Raw genomic sequence first — 24,974 nt, forward strand, 5'->3', positions numbered from 1 at the left:
GCGCCAGAACCATGATTCCATCCAACCAGACCCGCCAGTAAAACGGAGCCGACCATGCCCACACTTGTGAAAATCACCATCTCGCTGATCGTGATGCTTGTCGCGGCTGCGGGTTATGCCTTGCAGGCCGAGCTCGGGCAGACCGGGCCGAAATACGCAGTGCTGTTCCTCGGAACCTTCATGGTCATTGCCATGTGGCTGTTCCCCGAGGTCTCGCGTAAGGAAATTCGTAAATAAGCCAGATCGTGCCGCCGCCCGCTCCCGGAGCGGCGGCACGATCTGGAGGCGAATCTTAACAAGGCTTCCTGTTTGAGCGGCGCGCCGCGATACCCGGGCTCAGTGACAAAACTGACACGGATCCATATTAGACACCGAGGCGGATGAGACGCGGCGCCACCGACCTGATTGATGCCATGATTGCATGTTTTTGCCGAAGCGAGCGCGCGTGAGATCGCGCGGACGTCAGCGACTTTGGTGCATGGCAAGCCCCACGCAGCGAAGCCCCGAGCTTGCCAGTCACGCCATGTGGCGGCAATCTTAGCCCAGCAGGACGTTCAGCGGGGGTATGCCGGAGTATTTTCTGATTCGGCAATAGGACATGGGGAAACTGCGAAATCATGATCATGGACGGTGGGAATGCCGCGGCCGGCGAAATTGAAGAGGTCGCTTTGCCTGGGCTTCGCCCGGGGTCTCTCAACCGCCGGTCGTTTCTGGTCGGCTCTGCCCTCGGCCTCGGTGCGCTCGGGCTCGCCGGTTGCTCCACATCCGACGGCATAAGCCTTGCCGAGGCGCAGAAGCTCTACGGGCCGGTGCCCACCGAGAAATTCCCGATCCCGGCGGCCGATATCAGCAAGGTCAATCCGAAATATTTTCGCCGGACAGTGAGTTACGAGACCAAGGAAGCGCCCGGCACGATTATCGTCGATCCTGGCAATTACTATGTCTACCGCGTCGAGGATGACGGCTCCGCCACCCGCTATGGGGCCAATGTCGGCCGCGCCGGGTTCCTGTGGAGCGGTGACGCTTATGTCGGGCGCAAAAGCGAATGGGCGACCTGGACTCCGCCCAAGGAGATGATCCGGCGCCAGCCCGAGGCTGCCAAATATGCCAACGGCATGCCGGGCGGCCTCGACAATCCGCTCGGCGCCCGCACGCTGCATCTTTATCAGAACGGCACTTACACGCTCTATACGATCTACGCGACCAGCGACCCCGAGTCGATCGGCTCAGGCGTCACCAGCGGCTGCGTCGGCCTTCTCAGCCAGGACATGATAGACTTGTACTCACGTACGCCGGTCAAAACGAAGGTGGTCGTCTTGCCGGCATAGCAAAGGCCAGTCCGCCGTCCGCTGCGCCTGTGCGAGCAGGGCGAAGATCGGGCGTGTTCTCGGAACTCTGGTGATGGTGCGTCTAGCGATGGCTGGAAGCGCCAGGAGCAGACTTCGAGTTCCAGCCGGGAAGCTGGAACTCAACGGATTTCTTGCTGATCAAGCGCTTCGACCCACGTGAGACGAGACCTGGGCTTCGACCAACATGGCCCGCCGCCACGGCCGCTGCCGCTGCCGGCGGGGGGAGCGCCTGCGGGTCGGCCTGCCCCACGGCCATTGGAAGACCACCACCTTCATCACCAGCCTGAGGATGGCGGGCTCCATGGCGCCCATGGTGCTCGATGGCCGAATCAACCGCATCGCCTTCGAGGCCTGTGTGGAGCAGGTCCGCGCCCCCCAGCTTTCTGCCGACGACATCGTCATCATGGACAATCTCGGCTCCTACACCTCGCTCAATATCATGCGCGGCTTGTACGGGCTGAAGGTGCGGACGACGTCCAGTCCCCGCTCCAGGGACTGGACGTCGTCCTTGCCCTCGTTCGCCGCGCCCGTCGTCATGCCTCCGTCCCCGCATCATCCGCCTCTGCACTATCGGGAACGGACTGCGCCTGCCCAGCGGCGCACGCCGCCATGAGGCGGGAATCGCGCCAGGCCACCCGCGCTTCCCATTGGTCGAGGGGCAAAAGCGCCCGGCGTTCGGCGGCTGCGCGGGCGACAAGGGCCGCGTCCCACGCCTCCGGCTGGCCGCGTTCTGCGCCCATCTGCCGGTAGCGCTCGCCCATGCGACGGGCATGCTCTTCCAGGCCGCCGCGATAATTGAGGTCCGCTGTCTCGAACGGGCCGACAATGGACCAGCGCAGGCCGAGGCCGGAGGTCATCACCCGATCGATATCGGCCACGTCGGCGATGCCCTGCTCCAGCATCCAGTAAGCCTCGCGCAGCACCGCCCCCTGCAGGCGGTTATAGATGAAACCGTTCACCTCGCGCTTCAGCACCACCGGCGCCTGGCCGACGCGAGCCATGAGCGCGCGGGTCCGCTCCGCCGCCTCAGGCGCGGTGAAGGGGGCGGGCACGATCTCCACGATGGGCAGGAGATGGGGCGGATTGGCCGGGTGGGCGACGAGGCAGCGCGCCCGGCCGGGAAGATCGCCCGCAAACTCGGACGCCGGCAGCGAGGAGGTTGAGCTGGCGAGCACCGCATGGGGCGGCGCCAGCTCATCCATGGCGCGGAACAGGGCGGTCTTGAGGTCGAGCCGCTCCGGCACGCTCTCCTGCACATGGATGGCGCCGTCGAGGGCGGCGGCGAGGCTGTCGGCCACCGTCACACGCGCCATCACCTCGCCCGGGGCCTCGGCCAGGAGGCCATGAACGGACAGCTCGGCGAGGCGCTCGGCCACAGCCGGCAGGACAGCGCGGCGGACCTCGGCGGAGGCGTCGTGGACCCGCACGGCAAGCCCTGCCCGGGCAAACACGATGGCCCAGCCCACCCCCATGCTGCCGCCGCCCACGAGGGCGATGGCGCCATCCCGTCCTTCGCTCATCTCAGCCTGCCTTTGTGCGTAAATAATGCATTATGTTCGTAATACGAACAATTCTGAAGGGCAATCTGCCCATTGTGGCGCGTGGTGTGCCGCCCGTCGGAAACACACGATATTTCACATCACTAGGCGAAATTCCTTCAACTACAAGCCTTCATTACGCAAGTGCAGCATCGAATCTGCTTGACGCAGGCTCCCGGATCGCCCTAGGAAACTGCGTATAATGTTCGCTATTCGCACCGAGCAGAACCTAGATTGACGCCATGGACGACGCTCTCATCTGCGACGCGGTGCGCACGCCCATCGGGCGCTGCGACCTTCGCACCATGTGCATCGGCGTCGACCAGGGCATCGCCACCATAATCGAGCGGGTCTAGGCGCCCTGCTCCCAAACTCCCAGGAGGAAACACAAAGATGAAAGCCCGCAAGACCACCGCCAAGACAGCCGCAGTGTGCGCCGCGCTCCTCGCCAGCGCGATGATGGCCACCCCCGCGGCCGCCCAGTATGCTGGCGGCGGCGTGAAGATCGGCGTGCTCACCGACATGTCGGGCGCCTATTCGGACCTCGCCGGTGCGGGCTCGGTGGAAGCCGCGAAGATGGCCATCGAGGACTTCGGCAAGCCCATCAACGGCAAGCCGGTGGAGCTCGTCTCCGCCGACCACCAGAACAAGGCGGACATCGCCTCCGCCACCGCCCGCAAGTGGTATGACACGCAGGACGTGGACGCCATCTTCGACATCAATGGGTCGGTGGCGGCGCTCGCCGTGCGCGACGTGGCGAAGGAAAAGGGCAAGGTCGACATCAATTCCGGCGCCGCCTCCATGGCGCTGACCAACAAGGCCTGCTCGCCCACCGGCCTGCACTGGACCTATGACGTCTATTCGCTGGCGGCCGGCACCGGCAACGCGCTGGTGAGCGAAGGCGGGAAGTCCTGGTACTTCATCACCGCCGACTACACCTTCGGTCACGATCTGGAGAACCAGGTGGCCAAGATCGTGAAAGAGAAGGGCGGCAGCGTGAAGGGGAGCGTGCGCCATCCGTTCGGCTCGTCGGACCTGTCCTCGTTCCTGCTCCAGGCGCAAGCCTCCGGTGCGCAGATCATCGCCATGGCGAACGCCGGCTCCGACACCATCAACACCATCAAGCAGGCACGCGAGTTCGGCATCACCCAAGGTGGGCAGACGCTGGCGGCGCTGCTGCTGTTCCTCACCGACATCCACTCCGTCGGCCTCGACGCGGCCCAGGGCATGGTGCTGACCACCGGCTTCTACTGGGACTACGACGACAAGACCCGCGCCTTCTCCAAGCGCTTCGCCGAGCGCATGAAGGGCAAGATGCCCACCATGGTGCATGCGGGCGTCTATTCCTCCGTGCTGCACTATCTGCGGGCCGCCGAGGCCGCCGGCACCGATGAGGGTGTGAAGGTCATCGCGAAGATGCGCGAGATGCCTATCGACGACATGTTCGCCAAGAACGGCAAGATCCGCGAGGACGGCCGCATGGTGCACGACATGTTCCTCGCCAAGGTGAAGACGCCGGCTGAATCCAAGGCCCCTTGGGATTATTACAAGATCGTCCGCGTGATCCCGGGCGACGAGGCGTTCCAGCCGCTGAGCGAGAGCACCTGCCCTCTCGTGAAGAAGTGAGCCCCACGCCGCGCGGCCACCCCCGCGCGGCGCCTCAAACCGACGAAGGCGAGGCGCTGACGCGGCGCACTGGCCTTCCCATCCGCGCTCAGGCCTGAGACCTGTCATGCCCTACATGATCGAGACCTTCGACAAGCCCGGCGCGCTGGACCTGCGAATGGCGACGCGGGATGAGCACCTCGTCTTCCTCGCCGAGAATGCGAAACTTCTGCTCGCCTGCGGCGCCAAGCTTGACGACGACGGCAACGCCGCCGGCGGCGGGCTCTACGTGGTGGCGCTGGAAAGCCGCGCCGAGGCGGAGGCTTTCATCGCCGCCGATCCCTTCTTCAAGGCCGGCCTGTTTGATCGGGTGGTGATCCAGCGCTCGCGCAAGGCCTATGTGGACGGCGTCTGCTACCTGCCGGAGGTGAAGCCATGAGCCTTGAGCGCACCCTCGTCACCGGTGGGGCCGGCGGCATCGGCCTTGCCGTGGCGCGCCGTGAGATCGCGGTCGGACGGGCGGTGGTGGTGCTCGACCGCGAGCCGCCGCCGGAGGACCTCAACGCCCGCTTCATCGCCGTCGACATGATGGACGAGGCCGCCACCGGTGCCGCGCTCGCGCAAGCGCTGGCGGACGGCTCCATCACCCGCCTCGTCAACAATGTGGGCATGGTGCGCCCGGCGCTTCTCGACGACACCACCGCAGCAGACTTCGCCGCCGTGATGCGGCTCAATCTCGGCACAGCGATCCAATGCACGCAGGCCCTCCTGCCGGGCATGCGGGCGGCGCGCTTCGGCCGCATCGTCAACGTGTCGAGCCGAGCCGCCTACGGCAAGGAACTGCGCACCGCCTACGCCGCCAGCAAGGCCGGCCTGCTCGGCGCCACCCGGACCTGGGCGCTGGAACTGGGCAAGGACGGCATCACCGTGAATGCGGTAGCCCCGGGGCCCATCGCCACCCCGCTCTTCACTGCCGCCAACCCGCCGGACGCGCCGCGCACCCGTGCCATCATCGATGGCATTCCGGTCGGCCGCATGGGGTTGCCGGAAGACGTGGCCGAAGCCATCGGCTTTTTCCTCGGCACGCAGGCCGGGTTCATCACCGGCCAGACGCTCGCCGTGTGCGGCGGCGTCACGGTGGGCAAGGGAACGGTCTGAGGAGTTTGCACCATGCCGTCCAATCCGCGCTGGGTCCGTCGCCCGGAAGGATCCACCTGGGGCGATTTCGGGGCCGATGACCAGCTCGGTCGCCTGAATCTCCTCACCCCCGCGAAGGTCCGGCAGGGCATCGCCGAGGTGCGCGAGGGCAAGACCTTCTGCCTCAGCCTGCCCCTCGACCGGCCGGGGGGCAAGGCTCTGAACCCGCGCCGCGGGCCGCCCGTCCTCTCGCCCACCGGCCAGGCCGAGAAGCCGCGCTGGAACCAGTGCCTGTGCCACGACGAGGCCGGGTTGCTGGACGTGGCCTGCGACGACAAGGTCGAGATCGCGCTCCAGTATTCCACCCAGTGGGACGCACTGGTGCATGTGGGGGCCATGTTCGACGCGGACGGCGATGGCGTGCCCGAGCCCGTCTATTATAACGGCTTCCGCGCCGGCATCGACGTGCCGGATGCGTCGCAGGCCGCCGCCTCTGGCCGCGCCTTTGGCGCACTGAAGCTCGGCATCGAGAATGCCGCCGCCCACGGCGTGCAGGGCCGAGGAGTGCTGGTGGACCTCTTCGGCCGCTTCGGCGAGACCCGCCGCTTCGTCGGTTATGACGACCTCATGGCGGTGCTCGACGCCGACAGGGTGGAGGTGGAGCCCGGCGACATCCTGTGCCTCTACACCGGCTTCGCCGACATGGTGATGCGCATGGACGGCGCGCCCGATCCGGCCGTGCTGGCCAATGCCTGCGCTGTGCTCGACGGACGGGACGCGCGCCTGCTGCACTGGATCACCGACAGCCAGATCGCCGCCATCGCCGCCGACAATTATGCGGTGGAAGGCCTGCCAGCCCGTGCCTTCACCGGCGGCGCCAATGCGGCCATGCCGCTGCACCACCACTGCCTGTTCAAGCTCGGCCTGCCGCTCGGCGAGCTGTGGTGGTTCGAGGCCTTGGCCGCCCATCTGCGCGCAGCGGGCCGCAACCGCTTCCTCCTCACCGCCCCGCCCCTGCGCCTGCCGGGCGCCGCCGGCTCTCCCGTCACCCCCATCGCCACCGTCTGACCCGATCCTGCGCGGCGCCTCCCGGATGCCTTTCCTTGTTACGGACGCATGTTCAGGCCCGGCATTTGATGGAGAGGGTCGAGGGTGAAACGCTCGGGCTCCTTTGTCCATATTTTGCCGATGTACTCTTAGGGCGCGAGGCCCTTGAGGGCCTTGCGGCGCGTGGAGAAGCTGTGGGCGCTCACGAAGTTGACGAGATAGCTTCGAAGCTGGGCGTGGGTCTCGTAGTAGAAGCGCCTGACGGTCGCCTCAATGAGAGTCCTGTTCATGCGTTCGACTTGGCGTTGGTCCATGGGTGCTTGGGTTTGGTGAGACGATGATCGATGTCGTTCTGCGCACAAGCAAATTCGAAGGCGTGAGGGCGGCAGGCAGCACCCGCCAAGTGACGTTGTGTACGGTGAATAGTGCGTGGCTTCGAGGAATTTGCGATCGACGCGCCCCTTGTTGCCCCGTCGCGACCGGCAAGCGCGGAACACCTCCAGAGCCACCGCCCAATCCTCGTCCGTCATCCGCGGCAGCATGGTCGACCTCGCCAAAAGCCGACCCGCTATGAATCACCGAAACAGACAGCAGGAAATCTCCCCTCCGCTTCGACACGGTGAAATCCGTCCACACTGCCCAGTAGACATTGGGAAGGTCTGCTTCAGGAGCCACCCCAATTGCGCATTGTAGGGCACGGAGCCTACATGCCGAGGTAGGCTTCTCGTACCCGGGGATCGGCGATCAGTTCGTCCGCGCTGCCGCCCATCGTAACGCGGCCGGTCTCCATGACGTAGCCCCGGTCCGCGACGGACAGCGCACCGAAGGCGTTCTGCTCCACCAGCAGCACGGTCACGTCGAGGGCCTTGAGCGCCTTCACCACCTCGAAGATCTGCGCCACCAGGATGGGCGCGAGGCCCATGGAGGGCTCGTCCAGCAGCAGGCAGGCGGGACGGCCCATGAGGGCGCGGGCGATGGCCAGCATCTGCTGCTGCCCGCCGGAAAGGCCGCCCGCGAACTGGTTGCGCTTTTCCCTGAGTATCGGGAACATGGCGAAGGCGTCCGCCATGTCGCGCTCCACCCTCTCGTCGGAGAAGATGAAGGCCCCGAGGCGCAGATTTTCCTCCACGCTGAGATTGGTGAAGATTTGCCGGCCCTCCGGCGACTGCGCCAGCCCGCGCGCGACGCGCCGATAGGCCGGCACGGAGGTCATCGCCTCGCCGCGGAAGGTGATGGCGCCGCCCGACACCGGCTGTACCCCGGAGAGGCAGCGCAGCAGCGTGGTCTTACCCGCGCCGTTGGCCCCCACCACAGTGACGATCTCGCCCGAGCCGACGAACAGATCCACCCCGTGCAGCACCTCGATGCGGCCGTAGCGCGAGCGCAATCCCTCAACCGTGAGCATGGAGCGCCTCCGTGGTGCCGGCGCCGAGATAGGCCTCGATCACCTTCGGGTCGCGGCTCACCACCGCGGGATCGCCTTCGGCGATCTTCTCGCCGTGGTCCAGCACGACGATGGTGTCCGAGAGGCGCATCACCAGCTTCATGTCATGCTCCACCAGCAGGATGGCGACGCCGGTCCTGGCGACCTCGCAGATGAGGCGGTCGATCTCCTCGGTCTCCACCGCGTTGCAGCCGGCGGCGGGCTCGTCGAGCAGCAGCACGCGCGGGCGAGCGGCAAGCGCCCGCGCGATCTCCAGCCGCTTCAGCGCGCCATAGGAGAGGGCGCCGGCCTCGCGCTCCGCCGCCCGCTCCAGCCCCACCCGCTCCAAGAGAACGCGCGCGCCCTCGGCCGCCGCGCGCGAGCGCCGCCGCGAGCCGGGAAGGCCGAGCAGGTCGGACAGCACCGGCCCGCGCTCATGCATGTGGAAGCCGACGATGACGTTCTCCAGCACGCTCATCTCGTGGAAGATCTGCAGGTTCTGGAAAGTGCGCGACATGCCCCGCCCTGCAAGCAGGTCCGGGCGCATGCCGGTCACGTCCTCGCCGTCGAGGCGCACCTTCCCCGATTTCGGCAGATAGACACCGGAAATCATGTTGAAGAGCGTGGTCTTGCCGGCCCCGTTCGGGCCGATGACGGAGACGATCTTGCCCGCGTCGAGCGCAAAGGAGACATCGTTGACCGCCTTCACGCCCCCGAAGGAGATGCCGAGGCCCTCGACTTGAAGCAGGCTCATTCGCCCCTCCCCCGCAGAAGGCGCCGGGCGCTCGGAATGAGCCCCGCCGGCAGGAAGATCATCACCAGCATCATCACGAGGCCCAGCACCACGTGCTCATAGTCCTGCAGCACGGTGAGCACCTGCGGCAGCAAAGTGAGCAGAGCGGCGCCGAAGATGCCGCCAAGCACCGAGCCGGCCCCGCCGAGCACCGCCATGGTCACGAGCTCGATGGAGTGCATGAAGCCGGCGACATCCGGAGTGATCAGCCGGTTCTGCAGCGCCAGCAGCGAGCCGGCGACCGAAGCATAGACGGCTGAGATGACGAAGGCGTTCAGCTTTGCTTTCGCCACGTCCACGCCCGCGGTGCGCGCCGCCACCTCCGAGCCGTGCAGCGCCCTGAGCGCGCGGCCGGTGGGGCTGTCGTGCAGGTTCAGCGCCAGCCAGGCGCCGACGAACAGCACGAGGCCGCAGAAAGCGTACCAGAACTGCGGGTTGGTCAATGCGATGCCGAGCGATTCCAGCAGCGCGCGCAGGCCGGGGTCGGGCACCTTGATTCCGTCCGGCCCGCCGGTCAGCCAGCCCTCGTTGGCGAGCACCATGGCCACCAGCACGCCGAAGCCGAGGCTCGCCACGGCGAGGTAATAGCCCTTCAGCCGCAGGATCGGCCGGCCCACCCCATAGGCGATGACGCCGGAGAGCACGGCGCCGAGCACCACCGCAAGCGCGGGCGGCACCCCGAGGTGCACCGGCAGGAGCGCGCAGGCGTAGCCGCCGATGCCCACGAAGCCGGCATGGCCGAGGCTGATCTGCCCGGCATATCCGGTGAGGATGACGATGCCCACCACCGCGATGGCGTTCACGAAGACCAGCGAGCCGACGCGATAGTAATAATTGGACGGGAAGAAGAACGGGCTGACGATGATCAGCGCCGCCAGCACCAGCAAAGTGGACTGCTTCGACGAGAGTCGCATGGTCACACGCGCTCCGTCGGATTGCTGCCGTAGAGGCCGCGCGGGAAGGCGAACAGCACGGCGAGGATGACGAAGAAGGCCACCGCATCCTTGTAGTGGGAGGAGATGTAGCCCGCCGTCAGCGCCTCCATGAGGCCGAGCAGCAGGCCGCCCGTCAGCGCCCCCTTGGGGCTGCCCATGCCACCCAGCATGGCGGCGGCGAACCCCTTCAGCGCCAGCGAGATGCCCACCTCGAAGCTGGTCGGCAGGATCGGGGTGATGAGCACGCCCGCCAGCGCGCCGATGGCCGCGGACAAGGCGAAGGAGAGCGTCATCACGAAGCGGGTATTGATGCCCACGAGCTGCGCCGCCAGCCGGTTGTTGGAGGTGGCGAGCACGGCGCGGCCGGTGAGCGTGCGGGTGAAGAACAGCCACAGCGCCACGAAGATCGCCACCGCCCCCGCCGCCACCCACAGGCTCTGCGGCAGCACGGTGGCGCCGAAGACATGGAGCGGCTCGTCGCCGGAGAAGGACGGCAGGCGGTGCGTGCCCTTGTCGAGCACGATCTGAGTGACGCCACGGATGAAGATCGAGGCGCCGATGGTGATGATGATGAGAGACACCACCGGCGCCCCGCGTGCCGGCTCGATGGCGAAGGTGTTCAGCGCCACCCCGATGGCCGCCGTGACGGCGATGGCGATGAGCGCGGCGAGCGGCAGCGGCAGCCCGGCGGCGACGCCGGCCACCGAGATCATGCCGCCCAGCATCACGAACTCGCCCTGGGCGAAGTTCACCACGTCGGAAGCGTTGTAGATGATGGTGAAGCCGAGGGCGACGAGCGCATAAACCGCGCCCACCGTGACCCCGGATGCCAGGAACTGCAGCAGATCGGACATGTTCGCTCGCTCCCCGCGGGCGGTTCGAGGCGGCGGGCCGGACCCGGAGGGGGCGGGGAAGGCCGTCTCACGCTGTGTGGAAGGGGGCCGCGCCTGCCCGGCGGACGCGATGCGTCCTTGGGGGGCGGCTTGTCTTGGTGTCCGCCGCCGCTCCCGCGGCCACCCGTGAACGGGCGCCCGCGGGCCGGAGGCGGAGAATGCTCGGATGGAGAAGGTACGGCGCCGGTCGCCGGCCTACTGCACCAGCTTCCAGCCGCCGTTGTTGATCTCGAGGATGCGGAAGGCGGAGAGATCGAGGCCGAGATGGTCGGTCTTCGAGTAATTGTACGTGCCGGTGGTGCCCACAAGGCCGGTGGTGGCTTCGATGGCGTCGCGGATCACCGCCGGCTTGGCTGAGGGTGCCTTGGCGATGGCCTCGGTGAGGATGCGCATGGCATCGTGGGCATAGCCGCCGAAGGTGGAGACCGGCGCGCCGCCGGCCACTTTCTCGAAGCTCGCCTTGTAGGCCAGCACCACCGCCTTCTGCGGGTCCTTCGGATCGAGCAGCTCGCCCACCAGCAGCGCGGTGCCGGGTAGGCGCACGCCCTCGGCGTTCTTGGCGCTGGAGAGCTCGATGAAGGCGTTGGAGGCGACGCCGTGGGACTGGTAGAGCGGCAGGGTGATGCCCAGCTGCGCGTAATTGCGGGTGATGGTGGCCGGCCCTTGGCCGAAGCCCGAGTTGAGGATGGCCTGGATGCCCGGCTTGTTGCGGATGTTGGTGAGCTGCGGGGTCATGTCCGCATCCTTCGGCCCGTAGGTCTCGTCGGCGACGATCTCGATGCCGGAGGACTTGGCGACCGCGAGGCACTGGGCGCGCATGGAGGCGCCGAAGCCATCGGTGCCGGAGATGAGGCCGATTTTTATGAGGCCGCGGCTCTTCATGTCCTCGAAGATCTTCTGGCACGCCATGCGGTCGGTGTGCGGGGTCTTGAAGACATAAGGCTTCACCGGATCGATGATCTCGATTGCGCCGGCGAGCGAGATGAAGGGCACCTTGCTCTCCTCGGCCACGGCAAGGATGGCGAGCGAGGTGCCGGTGGTGGTGCCGCCGACCATGGCGACGACGCCGTCGTCCTCCACGAGGCGGGTGGCGAAGGTCTTGGCCTTCGAGGGGTCGCCGCTGTCGTCATAGAGGACAAGCTTCGCCTTCTCGCCCTTGATGCCGCCCTTGGCGTTCAGCTCCTCCACCATCATGCGGATGGTCCTGGCCTCGGGATCGCCGAGCGAGGAAGCCGGGCCGGTCTCCGAGACGATGGCGCCGATCTTGATGTCGGCGCTGGCGGCGGTGGCCATCAGGGCCAGCGCGACCACGCCCGTCACAATCCGCTTCATGTGTCCTCCCCAGGCTTGATGGTGACGCCGCCGGGCCGCCAGCGCTGGAGAGCCTGCGGATGGAAAGCGAGGGGGCATCACGCTTCGATCTATTATGGTCAGATCGTTCGGTCTTTTTAATTCAGATCAAATCCCATTTCCACCAGAATCTGCAGCGCCCGTACGCAACGTCATTGGAGCGGACTTGCATGGCCGCTTAACGCGATAATCCGTTGTAACAGGAGGCCTGCCGAACATGGCCAGCGAGAAAATTTGCATCCACGCGGCGTGGGCGGCGCTTGACACGTTCCAAGGATGAAGGAATATTTAGACCAATCGTTCGATTAATTTTCCAACAATCCAACGCAACTTCAGGGGTGGACCGCCATGCCGCACGCCGCCGTGTCCGAAGCCGCAGCCTCCGCCGGGGCCCGCGACTACCGCGCGCTCATCGAGCCCGCGCGTATCAACAGCCGGCTCTATTACGATCCGGCCATCTTCCAGGAAGAGCTGGAGAAGATCTGGTACAAGACCTGGGTCTACGTGGGTCACACCAGCGAGATCCCCAACAAGAACGACTATGTCACCAAGTCGATCGGCCCCATGCCGGTGCTGATGGTGCGTGACAAGGAAGGCGAGGTCCGCCTCCTGCTCAACAAGTGCCCCCATCGCGGCAACCAGCTGTGCGCCTACCAGAAGGGCAACCGCACCAGCTTCACCTGCCCGTACCACTCGTGGACCTTCTCCAACACCGGCGACCTCATGGGCTATGCCCTGCCGGACGGCTACGAGGGCCAGAGCAAAGCCGGCCTCAACCTCGGCAAGGTGCCGCGCATCGCCATCTATCGTGGCTTCGTGTTCGGCTCGATGGCGGCGCAGGGCATCTCCCTGGAGGAGCATCTCGGTGGCGCAAAGGCGGCGCTCGACCAGCTGCTCGACAACTCGCCCACCGGCGAGCTGGAGCTGACGGCGGGCTTTCTCCAGCACCGCACCAAGGCCAACTGGAAGTTCATGCTGGAGAACGAGACCGACGGCTATCACCCCGGCTTCGTCCACGGCTCGGTCTTCCAGGTGACGAGCTCGGGCATCGGCAGCCTCTACGGCTCGGACTCCACCGCCCTGACCCGCGACTACGGCAATGGCCATACCGAGTTCGACCTGCGCCCCGAATGGCGCAAGAACGACAAGCCGCTGCAGTGGTTCGGCACCACGCCGGAGCGCCTGCCCGACTACGTGAAGGCCATGAACGCGGCCTATGGCGAGGAGCGCGCCCGCCAGATCATGATCGACGGCTCGCCGCACGTCATGATCTTCCCGAACCTGTTCATCGCCGAGATCCAGATCTTCGTGCTGCAGCCGGTGGCGGTGGACGAGACCGTCCAGCACGTCACCGCCGTGCAGTTCAAGGGCGCCCCCGACATCAACCGGCGCCTGCGCCAGCAGACCATGGGGTCGGTGGGCCCCGCCGGCCTGCTGCTCGCCGACGACACCGAGATGTACGAGCGCAACCATCGCGGCGCGCAGATCCTCGATCCCGAATGGCTGGTGCTCTCGCGCGGCCTGCACCGTGAGCGGCTCGACGACAACGGCTTCCGCATCGCCCATTCCACCGACGAGACGCCGCAGCGCGGCATCTGGCGCCACTACCTCAACCTGATGACCGAGGCCCGCTGATGACCGCCCTCGCCCAATCCTTCGCGGACGTGTCCGCCCCCGATCTTGCGGCAACCGATGCCGTGGCGCTCCACCACCAGGTGGCGCAGTTCCTCTATCTGGAGGCCCGCCTCGCCGACACCCACGACTATGACGGGTGGGAGGCGCTGTGGACGGACGACGCCATCTACTGGGTCCCCGCCAATGGCGACGACACCGACCCCGACAAGGAGATGTCGGTGCTCTACGATAACCGCTCGCGCATTGGCGTGCGCATCCGCCAGCTCAAGACCGGGCGCCGCCACACCCAGACCCCGCGTTCGGAACTGGCCCGCGTCATCTCCAATATCGAGATCGCCGAGGTCCGCGGCAACGAAGTGGACGTGCGCGCCAACGTCCTCATCTACGAGGACAATCTGCGCGGCGATACTTTGTGGGCGGCGCGCAACACCTATCGCCTGCGCATGGTGGACGGCGGCTTCCGGCTGGTGCGCAAGAAGATCGCGCTCGTGAACAACAACAAGCCCATCTTCACCCTTTCCTTCCTGGTCTGAGGCCTTCCATGACACACAGCACTTCCGAGGCCTCTGCCCAAGCGCCCGCGGCCAATAATGCGCCTGCACCCGAGAGCTGGATCGGCGAAGGGCCGGTCCTGCTCGACTATGCGGAGGGCGTCGCCACCCTCACGCTGAACCGTCCCGGCTCGGCCAACGGCATGAACATCGAACTCATGCAGGCGCTGTACCGTGCGATCATGGTGGTGCACCGCGCACCGGACGTGCGGGTGCTGCACCTGCGCGGCGCCGGCGCCAATTTCTGCGCCGGCGGCGACGTGCGCGAGTTCGCCTCCAAGGGCGAGGCGCTCGGCGACTTCCTGCGCGAGGTGACGGCCTATCTGCAGGTCGCCATCGGCGCGCTCATCCGCCTGAAAGCTGTCGTCGTCACCGAGGTCCACGGCTATGCCGCTGGCGGCGGCGGGCTCGGCCTCGTCTGCGCCTCCGACATCGTGATCGCCGGCGCCGGCGCGAAGTTCCTCGCCGGTGCCACGCGCGTGGGCATGGCGCCGGACGCGGGCTCCTCGGTGATCCTGCCGCACCTTGTCGGCTTCCGCCGGGCGGCGGAGATCATGCTCTCCAACCGCATCGTGGATGCGGCGGAGGCCGAGGCCATCGGCCTCATCACCAGATGCGTGCCCGACGACGCCCTTCAGGCCGAGGCGAAGAAGGCCGCGCGCTTCTATGCCTCCGGCGCGCCGCTGGCGCTCGCCGCCACCAAGCGCCTCCTGTGGAACGCGCTGGACGTGGAGCGGGCGTTGCCGGAGGAGGCGCGCACCGTCTCCGAACTCTCCTTCACCGCCGATTCCCGCGAGGGCCTCGCCGCGGTGATCGGGAAGCGCAAGCCCGTCTTCACCGGCCAATGAGCACGGCGTCCCCCGGGCGCCGCGCGCTCGTCACCGGAGGCGGTGCCGGCATCGGCGCCGCCATCGTCGAACGGCTGGTCGCGGACGGCCTCAACGTGGTCTTCTGCGACCGCGACGCCGAAACCGGCAAGGCGCTCGCTGCCGCGACCGGCGCCGCCTTCGTGCACATGGACGGCACGGACGCGGCGGCGGCCGAGGCGCTGTTTTCCGCCCACGGCCCGTTCGACGTGCTGGTGAACAATATCGGCGCCGACCAGCACGCCTTCTTCACGCAGACCACGGCGGAAGACTGGCGCTTCCTGCTGTCGGTGAACCTGGAGACCGCCTTTCTCTTCACCCGCCTCGTGCTGCCGGCCATGCAGGCGGCGGGCTACGGCCGGCTGGTGAACGTCGCCTCCGAGGCGGGGCGGCTCGGCTCCAGGGGCGGCGCCGTCTATGCCGCCGCGAAAGCGGGGCTGATCGGCTTCACCCGCTCCATCGCCCGCGAGAATGCCCGCTACGGCATCATCGCCAACGCCGTGGCGCCGGGTCCCATCCGCACCCCCATGGTGGAACGCGCGGTGGCCGAGGTGGGCGAGACTATCCTCGCCGACATGGCCGCCCTCACCCTCCTGCGCCGCATGGGCGAGCCGGAGGAAGTGGCGGCGGCGGTGGCCTTCCTCGCCTCCGAGGACGCCTCCTTCGTCACCGGCGAGGTGCTGGGCGTCTCCGGCGGCATGGGCTGCGGCGCCTGAGCCTGCCCTCAAGCAACAACCAATATCCACGGGAAGCCCCGATGACCCGGATCACCTTCGTCACGCCCGCCGGCCAGCGCATCGAGATCGATGCGGAGGACGGGCTCAGCGTCATGGAATGCGCGCGCCGCGCCAACGTGCCAGGGATCGTCGCCGAATGCGGCGGCGCCTGCTCGTGCGCCACCTGCCACGTGCATGTGGACCCCGAGTGGTGCGCCGCGGTGGGCGAGGCCGCGGGCATGGAGCGCGACATGCTGGAATTCGCCGAGGACGTGCGCGACAGTTCCCGCCTCTCCTGCCAGGTGAAGGTGGCGCCCGCGCTGGACGGCCTCGTCGTCCACCTGCCCGCCGGCCAAGGCTGAGGCCGATGCCGGGACCGCTTTCGGGACTGCGCATCGTCGAGATGGTCGGCCTCGGCCCCGCCCCGTTCGCCGCCATGATGCTGGCGGATGCTGGCGCCGAGGTGATCCGCGTCCACCAGAGGGGCCAGCGGCCGGAAATCCCGCTCATGAACACGCGTTTCGACGTGTTGGCGCGGGGCCGCAGGTCCATCGCCCTCGACCTCAAGGCGGAGAAGGATCTCGAGGTGATGCGCGATCTCCTCGCCCGCGCGGACGGCCTTATCGAGGGCTTCCGGCCGGGGGTGATGGAGCGCCTCGGCCTCGGGCCGGAGCCCTGCCTCGCCGCCAATCCGCGCCTCGTCTACGGCCGCATGACCGGCTGGGGCCAGGAGGGTCCGCTGAAGGACGCTGCCGGGCACGACCTCAACTATCTCGGCGCCACCGGCGCGCTGGCCGCCATGGGCCCGGCGGATGCGCCGCCGCCCGTGCCGCTGAACCTCATCGCCGATTTCGGCGGCGGCGGCATGCTGATGGCATTCGGCATGGTGGCGGCGCTGCTGGGGGCGAAGACCACCGGCGAAGGCCAGGTGGTGGACGCCGCCATGACGGACGGCGCGGCGCTGCTCGCCGCCATGTTCTGGGGCTTCCGCGCCGGCGGCCTCTGGGGCGCGACGCGGCAGGCGAACCTGCTGGACGGCGGGGCCTATTTCTATGGCACCTATACGTGCGCTGACGGAAAGTTCCTCGCGGTGGCGCCGGTGGAGGGCAAGTTCCACCGCATCCTCATCGACACCCTCGGGCTGGACCCCGCCGAATTCACCCACGCGGCCGAACCCGCCGCCTGGGGTAAGCTGCGCGCCCGCCTCGCCGCCATCTTCCTGACCGAGCCGCGCGACCACTGGGCTCGGTTGTTCGCCGGCACCGACGCCTGCGTCTCCCCCGTCCTCGACTGGGACGAGGCTGCCTCCGATACGCACGCGCGGGCTCGCGACGCCTTCGTGAGCGTGGACGGCGTGGTGCAGCCGGCGCCCGCGCCGCGCTTCTCCGTCACCCCCTCCGCCATCGCCTCCGGGCCGGCGGCGCCGGGCGCGCACGGCCGCGAGATCCTCGCCGGCTGGGGCCTCGATCCGGCCCGGCTCGATCCCTGAGCCCCCCAAAAAAATGAGCCCCAAGAAAAAACCGGCCTCCCGGCGATGGCGGGAGGCCGGCGAGTGAACCCAGCACATGCGACGTCGAAAGGGCTCGAGGCGTCGGGAGGACGTGTCCGGGTGTCAGAGGGCGCGCAGGAAGGCGCCGATGCGGGCGAGGGAGAGGGCCGCCTCGGGCAGCTCCGCGAACACCTGGAAATGGTGGCACATGCCCTCGAACACCTCGACCTCCACCTGCCCGCCCTGCGCCGCCGCATTGCGGGCGAGGAGATGGCTGTCGTCGAGGGTGATGTCGGCGCCGCCCGCATGGACAAGGATGCGCGGCAGTCCGGCGAGATCGCCCAGCACCGGCGAGGCCGCGGGGTCGGCCGGCGCATGGTCGCGGCCGAGATAGGTGCGGGCCATGGCCTTCAACTGCTCCGGGCGGGAGAAGATGTCCTGCTCCAACAGCGCGCTGTAACTCTCCCCGCTCATGGTTAGGTCGAGCCAGGGCGAGAGCAGCACCAGCGCCTTCGGCAGCGGCAGGCCGGCATCGCGCGCCCTGATCGCGGTGCCGAGGGCAAGCGCTCCACCGGCGGAATCTCCCGCCAGCGCGAGCGGACCGTCGCCCGCCTCCACCAACGCACGGTAGACGGCGAAGGCGTCGTCAGGTGCCGCGGGAAAGCGGTGCTCGGGCGCGAGCCGGTAGTCGAAGCCCAGCACCCGCATGCCGCTCGCTTCGGCAAGGCGCGCCATCAGCCCGGCATGGGAGCGCACGGAGCCGATCTGGAAGCCGCCACCGTGGCAATAGAGCAGCGTGCGGCCCGCCTCTGCCTCCGCCGCATCGAAGGCGCAGGCGGGAAGACCGGCGAGCGCGAGCGGTGTGCGCGTGACCTGCGGGGCGCCTTCGCCCGCCCCGAGGAAGTCCTCGAAGCTGGTGCGGATCTCGGCGAGGCCCATGCCCGCCGCCCAGGCGGAGGTCGCGGCCTTGATGCGCGCGCGCACCCGCTCGAAGGCGGCGGCGCTGCCGGCAGGGCTGGGAAAGGGCTGGGTCATGATGGCATCCGGCGCGCGGGGCCGGCGGACGCATCGGCCCGCCGCTCCCCGCCAGGAAAAGACAAGCCTCAGTGTGCAGCTTCCGACCGGTGCAGCACACGCGTGGCCTTGGCTTCGTAGCGCGGCAGCGCGCCTTCCGCGTGGCACTCGACGTTCACGTTGATGCCGAGGCGGGCCTTGATCTCGCGGCGCACGTCGGCGGCGCACACCTCGCCGGGGCGCTGCTCGGCGCTGACGGATTCCACCGCCACCGTCATCTTGCCGATGGTAGTGGCCTCCTTGTCCACGTAGATCTGCCAGGCCTCCTTGGCGAGGCCGGGGATGCCGGCGATCACGTCCTCGATCTGCGAGGGGAAGACGATGACGCCCTTGAACTTGATCATGTCGTCGGTGCGCCCGATGATCCGGCCGATCTTGCGCATGCCGCGGCGGCCCGAGGGGCAGTCGTAGGGCCGCGGCGAGAGGCGCACCAGGTCGCGGGTGCGCCAGCGCACCACGGGCGAGGCCTCCTTGCGCAGGGTGGTGACGACGATCTCGCCCACTTCGCCGTCCGACACCGGCTTCATGGTCTTGGGATCGAGGATCTCGACGATGACGGTGTCCTCGTTGAGGAGCTGCAATTCGTCGTCGGCGTGGGTGTAGGGCGTGGAGATGGCGAGGATCGGCCCGCCCGCTTCCGTGGTGCCGTAGATGTTGTGGCTCATGAAGCCCTCGGGCAATTCCGCCTCCAGCTGGGCGCGGAACTCGGCGGAGACCGACTGCCCGCCGAGGATGGCCACCTTCAGCGTCCATTCCGTGCGCGGATCGATGCCCTGGTGCTTGGCCGCCTGGACCAGCGTCATCAGCCACAAAGGCGACATGGAGGCCACGTCATAGGCGTGGTCGCGCAGCCAGCGGGCGGCAAGCTCGCCGCGGCCGGGGCCGATGGGAAAGTTGGTGCAGCCCACGGCGGAGAAGCCGGCGTCCAGCGCCGGGCCACCGATCCACAGGCCGTAGCCGTAGCCTTGATAGGCCCGGAAGCCGCTGCGCACGCCCGCGGCCGTCAGCAGGCGCGCCATCTGGTAGGGCAGGAGGCCGTGCAGGTCGTTCTTCGTCATGCCGAACGTCACCGGCAGGCCGGTGGTGCCGGAGGTGGCGACGAAACGCTCCACTTTCTCCATGGGCACGGTGAGGAAGGGAAAGGGATAGCGGTCGCGCAACAGCGACTTGTCCATAAAGGGGGCGTTGGCGAGGCCATCCTCGGAAGCAAGGTCCTCCGGCTTCATGCCGGCTTCGGCAAAATGCGCCTTCCAGGCATCGCACTCCGCGAGGCGCGCGCCGAGGCCGGCAAGGCCGTCGCGCTGGACTTTCAGAATACCGTCGCGGTCGAGCGACTCCACCTCTGGATGCTGCATGTGCTTCCTCCCCCATCCGACCGTTGGACTACGCGGCTCTTGGGGCCGCTCTCGGTTGATGAATTAATAGATCGAACGAATGGTCTATGTAAACGAGGAAATTTGATCTCCATCAACCGCCCGGAAAAATGCCGCCACGGGCAGGCGACCACAGGTAAGGAGCCGACCGCGCCAGCGGCCACGCTCGGGAAGCGACCCGTACTCCCGGCGCTGCACTTGGCACCGGGGGCCTTCGCGCTTATAGACCGAATGATCGGAACATTCTTGCAGGTATGACGTCGTGGCGAGAACGCGCTCAGCCGAGTACGACAATATTCACGATACCATACTCGAGCGAGCGGCATCCGTCTTCGCGCAGCGCGGCTATGCGGCCACCTCCATCGGCGACATCGCCGAGGCCTGCGAGTGCTCCAAGTCGCGCCTGTATCACTATTTCACGTCCAAGGAAGCCATCCTTTCCGACATGCTGACGTCGCATGTGGAAAGCCTCCTCATGAAGTGCCGGCAGACCCTCTACGGCTACCAGGACCCGGAGGAGCGATTCCGCCAGCTGACGCGCCTGTTCCTCGACGTCTATTCCGTCTCGCGCGACCAGCACGTGGCATTGCTCACCTGCTCGGAGTTCCTGGCGCCCGAGACCCGCAAGGTGCTGGTGGCCAAGCAGCGCGAGCTGATCGCCTATGTGCGGGACATCCTGCTGCAGCTGCGGCCGGATCTCGCCAAGGACTCCACCATGGCCCACGTGGACACCATGCTGTTCTTCGGCATGATCAACTGGACCTACACGTGGTACCACGCCGACGGCGCGGTGGCGCCCAGCGAGCTCGCCGACCGCACCGTGGACCTGTTCGTGAACGGCTACGCCCACGCGGCCGCGCCGCCCAATGGCACCCAGCCCCACGCGAAACAGGATGCGCGCCACCCTGCGCGGCAGGACGGCCGGGCCGATCCCCGCTCCGGCAAGGACTGACCGCGCAAGGATTGACGCCGGGAGCCGGGACCGCCTCAGGCGGCCGGCCGCCGCATCCGCGCCACAGGGTCGAACCCCTCCTGCGCCGCCTCTTCGAGCGAGACGGCGATGCCACCCTCCAGCAGCTTCTTGGCCGCCATGTAGGTGCGCGCGTCGTTGAGGGCGTCCACAGCGATCATCCGGCCCTCGCGGAAGTACCAGAGCGATTCGCCGCGCTCCGAGCGCCGGCGGAGCACCGCATCATAGCCGCGGTTGAGGCCGACGATCTGGAGCTTCATGTCGTACTGGTCGGACCAGAACCACGGGACCGGCGCATAGACGCGCGGGCGGCCGAGCATGTCGTCGGCCGCGCATTCCGCCTGGTCCACCGCATTCTGCACGCTCTCCAGCCGCGTCGGGATGCCCGCCAAGGGAAAGGCAGCGCAATCGCCCGCCGCCCAAATGCCCGGCGCCGAGGTGCGCCCATGGACATCCACGGCGATGCCGTTGTCGCAGGCGATGCCCGCGGCGCGGGCCAGCTCGTCGCGGGGCAGCACGCCGATGCCGACGAGCACCGCATCCACCTCCATGCGCGTGCCGTCGTCCAGCGTCACCACCGCGACTGCGCCGTCCCGCGCTGCCACGGCGGCCACGCTGCGCCCTTCCAGAATACGCACGCCGTGGCCCGCGTGCAGGGCGCGGATGGCGTCCGAGGTCTCGGGGCAGGCCACCCGCTCCAGGATGCGCGCGGCGCGCTCCACCACGGTGACGGACAGGCCGGTCTTCACCGCCACCGCCGCTGTCTCCAGCCCCACATAGCCGCCGCCCAGCACCATGAGGCGTCGACCCGGGCGAATGGCGTCCTGAAGGCGTTCTGCATCGGCGAGGCCGCGCAGCTCGTACACGCCTTCGAGCCCGGAAAACTCCGGCGGCAGGGTCCGCGGGCGGGTGCCCGTCGCCAGCGCCAGCTTGCTCCATGGCACCGTGCGATCGTTCACCTCCAGCGTGCGCCCTGCCGGATCGATGGCGGTGACGCGCGCATCCGTCACCAGCGCGACACCGAGGCCGCTCCAGAAGTCGGCCGGACGCAGATAAAGCCGATCAACCGTCCATTCTCTTTTAAGATAGGCCTTGGAGAGCGGCGGACGCTGGTAGGGAGGGTGCGGCTCATCGCCATAGAGCGTCAAGGCGCCAGAATATCCGCTATGTCGCAGGTGCATGGCTAGGGAGGCCGCAGCCTGTCCGGCGCCGACGATAGCGATGTGTTCCTGCTCCATGGCGTCCCTCTCTGAATATTTATTGACCGAACGTTCTGGTTATTATAATGCCAAATCGCGGGTGGCAACCGGGTTTCCTGCGCATCGTCGGCCCCGACGGCGGCGCGTGCGGACCGAGCGCCTCCGCCCGGCCGGGCGCCGCAATCACAGATCAGGGCGAGGAACCCAAGGTGACGGGCATCACAGCGATCGCAATCCACCTGCCGCGCCTGCGCCTCCAGCGCGCGAGCATGGCCGCCGCCATGGACTGGCTCTGCCCCCGCTCCGACACGCGCGGGGCCCGCACCCTCGCCTTCTGGGACGAGGACCCGGTGAGCATGGGCGTCGCCGCCGGGCGAGCCTGCCTCTATCAGGCTCCGCAGGCGCGCACGGCCGTCCGCGCCCTCACTTTTGCCACCACCACGCCGGTGTTCGCCGAGCCGCAACAAGCGAGCCTGCTCTGTGCCGCGCTCCGCCTTCCGGAGGCGATCCGCACCCAGGATGTCGGCGGTACCATGAGGTGCGGCCTCCTGGCCCTTCACGCCGCACTGGAAGGTCCGGACCCGGCACTCCTGATCGCTGCCGATATGCCATCCAATACCCCGGGAGGACTTGCCGAACTGCGCTATTCGGACGGGGGGGCCGGGGTCCTCGTCGGCGCCGGACCGAACCTGCTCGCCTATCGCGGCGGCGCCAGCCTGTCCGCCCCCTTCATCGAGCGCTACCGAGGCGCCGGCCACGCCCTCGCCACCGATTGGGAAGAGCGCTGGGTGCGCGAGGAGGGGTTCCTTGACCTGGTGCCTCACGCCATCTCGGAAGCTCTCGGTAGGGCGCAACTTTCGCCGGCAGACATCCAGCATTTCGTCCTGCCCTGCGTCATTCCCGGCGCCGCCAAAGCGGTGGCGCAAGCCGCCGGCCTGAGCCAGGCAAAGCTGGCCCAACCCCTTGATCTGGAATGCGGAGACACCGGCGCCGCCCACGCGTTGGTGATGCTGGCGCGGGCCATGGAAGACATGCGCCCTGGCGAGCGGCTGGTGGTGGCCCAGTTCGGCCAGGGCGCGACGGCCCTGGTGCTGGAGGCGACCGCCGCCATTGCCGGCTTCGCACCCGCCGCATCCGCCATGCTCGACACCGGCATCGCCGAGACCAACTATCTGAAACTCCCCATTTTTCGCGGCCTTCTACCCTGGGAGCGGGGCCTGCGCGGCCGCCTTCCGGTGAGCGAGGCGCTGACCACTGCCTATCGCAATTCACAGGCGCTCCTCGGCTTCGTCGGCAGCCGCAGCCCTGAGACCGGCCAGGTGCAGTTCCCCCCCTCCCGCCTCGCCGTGGCGGAGGCCGGCTTCTTCGTGGAGCCGCAGGAGCCGTGGCCGCTGGCCGACCTCGGCGGCACGGTCGCCACCGCCACGGCGGACCGGCTCGCCTTCTCGCGTAGCCCACCCAATTGCTACGGCCTCGTGGATATCCCCGGCGGCGCCCGCCTGATGATGGACTTCACCGACCCCGACGCGGCGCACCTCGGACCCGGTGACGCCGTGCGCTTCGTGTTCCGCATCAAGGATATGGACGAGCGCACCGGCTACCGCCGCTACTTCTGGAAGGCGGTCGCGGCTTCCGCACTGCCGGCCGCAGCCTGAGCGAAAGGCGACGCACGATGGCCAATGGAATCAAGGACAGGGTCGCCATTCTCGCCATGGGTTGCTCGCGCTTCGGCGAGCGCTGGGACGTGGGCCAGGAAGAGCTGATGGTCGAGGCCTATCTGGAGGCTTTGGGCCATGCCGGCATCATGCCGGACCAGATCGAGGCGGCCTGGTACTCCTCCCACTATGACGACATCGGCGCCGGCAAGGCGGGCACGCCCATGGCCCAGGCCCTGCGCCTGCCGGCCATCGGCGTCACCCGCGTGGAGAACTTCTGCGCCGGTGGCACGGAGGCATTCCGAGGCGCGGTCTATGCGGTGGCATCCGGGGCGGTGGACATCGCCCTCGCCGTAGGCGTGGAGAAGCTGAAGGACACCGGCTTTGCCGGCCTGCCGCCGGCCTCGCGAGGGACGCTCGCGCCCATGTACCTGCCCACCCACACCAATCCGGGCAACTTCTCCCAGCTCGCCCGCGCCTATGGGGCGCGCCATAACATCGCCTCCGGCGACCTGAAGCGGGCCATGGGGCACACCTCCATGAAAAGCCACGCCAATGCGGTGAAGAACAAGAACGCCCATCTGCGCAAGGCCATCACCGTCGAGCAGGCGGTGAACGCCCCCATGGTGGCGGACCCGCTCGGCCTGTTCGACTGCTGCCCGGTCTCGGACGGCGCGGCTTGCGCTATCGTCACCACGCCGGAGATCGCGAGGAGCCTCGGCAAAACGCCGGTGCTGGTGAAGGCCATCCAGCTCGTCGCGTCCAACGGCTGGGAAGTGCAGCAGAGCGGCTGGAACGGCTCCTATGTCCACACCGCCCGCATCGCCGCGCGGCGGGCCTATGCAGAGGCGGGCATTGCCGACCCGCGCACCGCGCTGAGCTTCGCCGAGCTGCACGATTGCTTCTCCATCACCGAGCTGGTGACGCTGGAGGATATCGGCCTCGCCGACGAAGGCACCGCATGGAAGCGGATGCTGGACGGCGCGTTCGATGTGGACGGCGCCATGCCCTGCCAGGTGGATGGCGGCCTGAAATGCTTCGGCCATCCCGTGGGTGCCTCGGGGCTGCGCATGCTCTACGAATGCTGGTTGCAACTGACCGGTCAGGCGGGCGAGCGCCAGCTGGCGAGCCCCAGCCTTGCCCTCACGCACAATCTCGGCGGCGCGCCGGCCCAGAATGTTTGCTCGATCACCATTGTCGGTGCCGCCTGACCCGACCGTGGCGGCCCGCTGACTGCCCCGCCGCCCGGCTTGCGCCGGCGGCGGGGTTTTTCTTGTCCTGAAGGATCTTACGCCTTCCGCCAGTCGGCGAAGCTGCGTCCGTCGCGGGCGAGGGCCAGCAGCAGGGGCGCGGGCTCGGATCCGGCGCCGCCGGCG

24 protein-coding genes and 2 pseudogenes are annotated in these 24,974 nt (G+C 68.0%); 16 read left to right on the plus strand and 10 right to left on the minus strand.

Annotation, left to right across the window (positions count from 1 at the left end):
* Nucleotides 1-54: 54 nt before the first annotated feature.
* The 3 genes and pseudogenes from FZ033_RS23395 to FZ033_RS24715 all read left to right on the plus strand — a co-directional run.
* Nucleotides 55-237, plus strand: a complete 183-nt coding sequence (locus FZ033_RS23395; RefSeq protein WP_149578468.1) for a hypothetical protein — start codon at nucleotides 55-57, stop codon at nucleotides 235-237.
* 380 nt (nucleotides 238-617) lie between these two features.
* Complete coding sequence (locus tag FZ033_RS23400) at nucleotides 618-1,328, plus strand: L,D-transpeptidase (protein WP_149578469.1); 711 nt, start codon at nucleotides 618-620, stop codon at nucleotides 1,326-1,328.
* Nucleotides 1,329-1,509: 181 nt separating this feature from the next.
* Nucleotides 1,510-1,962 (plus strand): annotated as a pseudogene (locus FZ033_RS24715) (transposase); the annotation flags it as partial.
* Here the strand turns inward: FZ033_RS24715 and FZ033_RS23410 are convergent.
* Nucleotides 1,883-2,869 carry a 3-hydroxyacyl-CoA dehydrogenase gene (locus FZ033_RS23410; protein WP_149578471.1) on the minus strand — a complete coding sequence of 329 codons (987 nt, stop codon included), beginning with the start codon at nucleotides 2,867-2,869 and terminating at the stop codon, nucleotides 1,883-1,885. The pseudogene FZ033_RS24715 and the gene FZ033_RS23410 sit on opposite strands and share 80 nt — an antisense overlap.
* Nucleotides 2,870-3,280: 411 nt before the next feature.
* Here FZ033_RS23410 and FZ033_RS23415 point away from each other — a divergent pair, with 411 nt between their 5' ends.
* The 4 genes from FZ033_RS23415 (at nucleotide 3,281) to FZ033_RS23430 (ending at nucleotide 6,697) form a co-directional block, all read left to right on the plus strand.
* Nucleotides 3,281-4,513, plus strand: coding sequence for an ABC transporter substrate-binding protein (locus FZ033_RS23415; RefSeq protein ID WP_149578472.1), 1,233 nt, complete (start codon nucleotides 3,281-3,283; stop codon nucleotides 4,511-4,513).
* A 106-nt stretch (nucleotides 4,514-4,619) separates the two neighbouring features.
* Nucleotides 4,620-4,931: a YciI family protein gene (locus tag FZ033_RS23420; protein WP_149578473.1), complete on the plus strand. Its 312-nt coding sequence runs from the start codon at nucleotides 4,620-4,622 to the stop codon at nucleotides 4,929-4,931.
* Nucleotides 4,928-5,650: an SDR family oxidoreductase gene (locus tag FZ033_RS23425; protein WP_149578474.1), complete on the plus strand. Its 723-nt coding sequence runs from the start codon at nucleotides 4,928-4,930 to the stop codon at nucleotides 5,648-5,650. The genes FZ033_RS23420 and FZ033_RS23425 overlap by 4 nt, the downstream gene beginning before the upstream one ends.
* A gap of 12 nt (nucleotides 5,651-5,662) precedes the next feature.
* Nucleotides 5,663-6,697, plus strand: a complete 1,035-nt coding sequence (locus FZ033_RS23430) for a cyclase family protein (protein ID WP_149578475.1) — start codon at nucleotides 5,663-5,665, stop codon at nucleotides 6,695-6,697.
* A gap of 38 nt (nucleotides 6,698-6,735) precedes the next feature.
* Here FZ033_RS23430 and FZ033_RS24465 read toward each other — a convergent pair.
* The 6 genes and pseudogenes from FZ033_RS24465 to FZ033_RS23455 all read right to left on the minus strand — a co-directional run.
* Nucleotides 6,736-7,055: pseudogene (locus FZ033_RS24465) on the minus strand (IS481 family transposase); the annotation flags it as partial.
* Between the two features lie 324 nt (nucleotides 7,056-7,379).
* A complete protein-coding gene (locus tag FZ033_RS23435) occupies nucleotides 7,380-8,081 on the minus strand; it encodes an ABC transporter ATP-binding protein (protein ID WP_149578476.1) in 702 nt (233 codons plus the stop codon).
* Nucleotides 8,068-8,853 (minus strand): ABC transporter ATP-binding protein, encoded by a 786-nt coding sequence (locus FZ033_RS23440; protein ID WP_149578477.1) that lies wholly within the window; start codon nucleotides 8,851-8,853, stop codon nucleotides 8,068-8,070. Before FZ033_RS23440 ends, FZ033_RS23435 begins: the two co-directional genes overlap by 14 nt.
* Nucleotides 8,850-9,806 carry a branched-chain amino acid ABC transporter permease gene (locus FZ033_RS23445; RefSeq protein WP_149578493.1) on the minus strand — a complete coding sequence of 319 codons (957 nt, stop codon included), beginning with the start codon at nucleotides 9,804-9,806 and terminating at the stop codon, nucleotides 8,850-8,852. Before FZ033_RS23445 ends, FZ033_RS23440 begins: the two co-directional genes overlap by 4 nt.
* Before the next feature lie 2 nt (nucleotides 9,807-9,808).
* A complete protein-coding gene (locus tag FZ033_RS23450) occupies nucleotides 9,809-10,681 on the minus strand; it encodes a branched-chain amino acid ABC transporter permease (RefSeq protein ID WP_149578478.1) in 873 nt (290 codons plus the stop codon).
* Nucleotides 10,682-10,915: 234 nt separating this feature from the next.
* Nucleotides 10,916-12,052, minus strand: a complete 1,137-nt coding sequence (locus FZ033_RS23455) for an ABC transporter substrate-binding protein (protein WP_149578479.1) — start codon at nucleotides 12,050-12,052, stop codon at nucleotides 10,916-10,918.
* Between the two features lie 366 nt (nucleotides 12,053-12,418).
* On the opposite strand from FZ033_RS23455, the gene FZ033_RS23460 reads away from it, so the two are divergent.
* Genes FZ033_RS23460 through FZ033_RS23485 form a run of 6 tightly spaced genes read left to right on the plus strand, consistent with a single transcriptional unit; the run spans nucleotide 12,419 to nucleotide 17,327 of the window.
* Nucleotides 12,419-13,705, plus strand: a complete 1,287-nt coding sequence (locus FZ033_RS23460) for an aromatic ring-hydroxylating oxygenase subunit alpha (protein ID WP_149578480.1) — start codon at nucleotides 12,419-12,421, stop codon at nucleotides 13,703-13,705.
* Nucleotides 13,705-14,238, plus strand: a complete 534-nt coding sequence (locus FZ033_RS23465) for an aromatic-ring-hydroxylating dioxygenase subunit beta (RefSeq protein ID WP_149578481.1) — start codon at nucleotides 13,705-13,707, stop codon at nucleotides 14,236-14,238. Before FZ033_RS23460 ends, FZ033_RS23465 begins: the two co-directional genes overlap by 1 nt.
* 8 nt (nucleotides 14,239-14,246) lie before the next feature.
* Nucleotides 14,247-15,104 (plus strand): enoyl-CoA hydratase/isomerase family protein, encoded by an 858-nt coding sequence (locus FZ033_RS23470; protein ID WP_149578482.1) that lies wholly within the window; start codon nucleotides 14,247-14,249, stop codon nucleotides 15,102-15,104.
* Entirely contained in the window at nucleotides 15,101-15,838 is a 738-nt protein-coding gene (locus tag FZ033_RS23475; protein ID WP_149578483.1) for an SDR family NAD(P)-dependent oxidoreductase, read from the plus strand. The genes FZ033_RS23470 and FZ033_RS23475 overlap by 4 nt, the downstream gene beginning before the upstream one ends.
* A 41-nt stretch (nucleotides 15,839-15,879) precedes the next feature.
* The gene (locus FZ033_RS23480; protein ID WP_149578484.1) at nucleotides 15,880-16,200 is read left to right on the plus strand and encodes a 2Fe-2S iron-sulfur cluster-binding protein; all 321 of its coding nucleotides are present in this window, start codon (nucleotides 15,880-15,882) and stop codon (nucleotides 16,198-16,200) included.
* A 5-nt stretch (nucleotides 16,201-16,205) separates the two neighbouring features.
* On the plus strand, nucleotides 16,206-17,327 hold the full coding sequence (locus tag FZ033_RS23485; RefSeq protein ID WP_149578485.1) for a CaiB/BaiF CoA transferase family protein: 1,122 nt from the start codon (nucleotides 16,206-16,208) through the stop codon (nucleotides 17,325-17,327).
* Between the two features lie 123 nt (nucleotides 17,328-17,450).
* On the opposite strand, the gene FZ033_RS23490 is transcribed toward FZ033_RS23485, so the two are convergent.
* The gene (locus FZ033_RS23490; RefSeq protein ID WP_149578486.1) at nucleotides 17,451-18,362 is read right to left on the minus strand and encodes an alpha/beta hydrolase; all 912 of its coding nucleotides are present in this window, start codon (nucleotides 18,360-18,362) and stop codon (nucleotides 17,451-17,453) included.
* A 68-nt stretch (nucleotides 18,363-18,430) separates the two neighbouring features.
* Nucleotides 18,431-19,756 (minus strand): phenylacetate--CoA ligase family protein, encoded by a 1,326-nt coding sequence (locus FZ033_RS23495; RefSeq protein WP_149578487.1) that lies wholly within the window; start codon nucleotides 19,754-19,756, stop codon nucleotides 18,431-18,433.
* Nucleotides 19,757-20,036: 280 nt separating this feature from the next.
* Between FZ033_RS23495 and FZ033_RS23500 the strand changes: the two genes are divergently transcribed.
* Complete coding sequence (locus FZ033_RS23500; protein ID WP_149578488.1) at nucleotides 20,037-20,726, plus strand: TetR/AcrR family transcriptional regulator; 690 nt, start codon at nucleotides 20,037-20,039, stop codon at nucleotides 20,724-20,726.
* Nucleotides 20,727-20,761: 35 nt separating this feature from the next.
* Here the strand turns inward: FZ033_RS23500 and FZ033_RS23505 are convergent, their stop codons facing one another.
* Nucleotides 20,762-21,982, minus strand: coding sequence for an NAD(P)/FAD-dependent oxidoreductase (locus FZ033_RS23505; RefSeq protein WP_149578489.1), 1,221 nt, complete (start codon nucleotides 21,980-21,982; stop codon nucleotides 20,762-20,764).
* A 170-nt stretch (nucleotides 21,983-22,152) separates the two neighbouring features.
* Here FZ033_RS23505 and FZ033_RS23510 point away from each other — a divergent pair, with 170 nt between their 5' ends.
* Nucleotides 22,153-23,598, plus strand: coding sequence for a 3-oxoacyl-[acyl-carrier-protein] synthase III C-terminal domain-containing protein (locus FZ033_RS23510; protein WP_210247950.1), 1,446 nt, complete (start codon nucleotides 22,153-22,155; stop codon nucleotides 23,596-23,598).
* A gap of 17 nt (nucleotides 23,599-23,615) precedes the next feature.
* Nucleotides 23,616-24,809, plus strand: coding sequence for an acetyl-CoA acetyltransferase (locus FZ033_RS23515; RefSeq protein WP_149578491.1), 1,194 nt, complete (start codon nucleotides 23,616-23,618; stop codon nucleotides 24,807-24,809).
* Nucleotides 24,810-24,974: the final 165 nt, after the last annotated feature.

Origin of the sequence: Xanthobacter oligotrophicus, assembly GCF_008364685.1 — a bacterium.
Taxonomy (GTDB): domain Bacteria; phylum Pseudomonadota; class Alphaproteobacteria; order Rhizobiales; family Xanthobacteraceae; genus Xanthobacter; species Xanthobacter oligotrophicus.

Bases quoted from the DNA above. Each gene is read 5' to 3' on its own strand.
- FZ033_RS23470 (WP_149578482.1), top strand. From the start codon at position 14,247: ATGACACACAGCACTTCCGAGGCCTCTGCCCAAGCGCCCGCGGCCAAT.
- FZ033_RS23410 (WP_149578471.1), bottom strand. From the start codon at position 2,869: ATGAGCGAAGGACGGGATGGCGCCATCGCCCTCGTGGGCGGCGGCAGC.
- FZ033_RS23450 (WP_149578478.1), bottom strand. From the start codon at position 10,681: ATGTCCGATCTGCTGCAGTTCCTGGCATCCGGGGTCACGGTGGGCGCG.
- FZ033_RS23395 (WP_149578468.1), top strand. From the start codon at position 55: ATGCCCACACTTGTGAAAATCACCATCTCGCTGATCGTGATGCTTGTC.
- FZ033_RS23480 (WP_149578484.1), top strand. From the start codon at position 15,880: ATGACCCGGATCACCTTCGTCACGCCCGCCGGCCAGCGCATCGAGATC.
- FZ033_RS23460 (WP_149578480.1), top strand. From the start codon at position 12,419: ATGCCGCACGCCGCCGTGTCCGAAGCCGCAGCCTCCGCCGGGGCCCGC.
- FZ033_RS23505 (WP_149578489.1), bottom strand. From the start codon at position 21,982: ATGGAGCAGGAACACATCGCTATCGTCGGCGCCGGACAGGCTGCGGCC.
- FZ033_RS23515 (WP_149578491.1), top strand. From the start codon at position 23,616: ATGGCCAATGGAATCAAGGACAGGGTCGCCATTCTCGCCATGGGTTGC.
- FZ033_RS23485 (WP_149578485.1), top strand. From the start codon at position 16,206: ATGCCGGGACCGCTTTCGGGACTGCGCATCGTCGAGATGGTCGGCCTC.
- FZ033_RS23435 (WP_149578476.1), bottom strand. From the start codon at position 8,081: ATGCTCACGGTTGAGGGATTGCGCTCGCGCTACGGCCGCATCGAGGTG.
- FZ033_RS23495 (WP_149578487.1), bottom strand. From the start codon at position 19,756: ATGCAGCATCCAGAGGTGGAGTCGCTCGACCGCGACGGTATTCTGAAA.
- FZ033_RS23490 (WP_149578486.1), bottom strand. From the start codon at position 18,362: ATGACCCAGCCCTTTCCCAGCCCTGCCGGCAGCGCCGCCGCCTTCGAG.
- FZ033_RS23430 (WP_149578475.1), top strand. From the start codon at position 5,663: ATGCCGTCCAATCCGCGCTGGGTCCGTCGCCCGGAAGGATCCACCTGG.
- FZ033_RS23415 (WP_149578472.1), top strand. From the start codon at position 3,281: ATGAAAGCCCGCAAGACCACCGCCAAGACAGCCGCAGTGTGCGCCGCG.
- FZ033_RS23475 (WP_149578483.1), top strand. From the start codon at position 15,101: ATGAGCACGGCGTCCCCCGGGCGCCGCGCGCTCGTCACCGGAGGCGGT.
- FZ033_RS23425 (WP_149578474.1), top strand. From the start codon at position 4,928: ATGAGCCTTGAGCGCACCCTCGTCACCGGTGGGGCCGGCGGCATCGGC.
- FZ033_RS23465 (WP_149578481.1), top strand. From the start codon at position 13,705: ATGACCGCCCTCGCCCAATCCTTCGCGGACGTGTCCGCCCCCGATCTT.
- FZ033_RS23420 (WP_149578473.1), top strand. From the start codon at position 4,620: ATGCCCTACATGATCGAGACCTTCGACAAGCCCGGCGCGCTGGACCTG.
- FZ033_RS23440 (WP_149578477.1), bottom strand. From the start codon at position 8,853: ATGAGCCTGCTTCAAGTCGAGGGCCTCGGCATCTCCTTCGGGGGCGTG.
- FZ033_RS23455 (WP_149578479.1), bottom strand. From the start codon at position 12,052: ATGAAGCGGATTGTGACGGGCGTGGTCGCGCTGGCCCTGATGGCCACC.
- FZ033_RS23400 (WP_149578469.1), top strand. From the start codon at position 618: ATGATCATGGACGGTGGGAATGCCGCGGCCGGCGAAATTGAAGAGGTC.
- FZ033_RS23445 (WP_149578493.1), bottom strand. From the start codon at position 9,806: ATGCGACTCTCGTCGAAGCAGTCCACTTTGCTGGTGCTGGCGGCGCTG.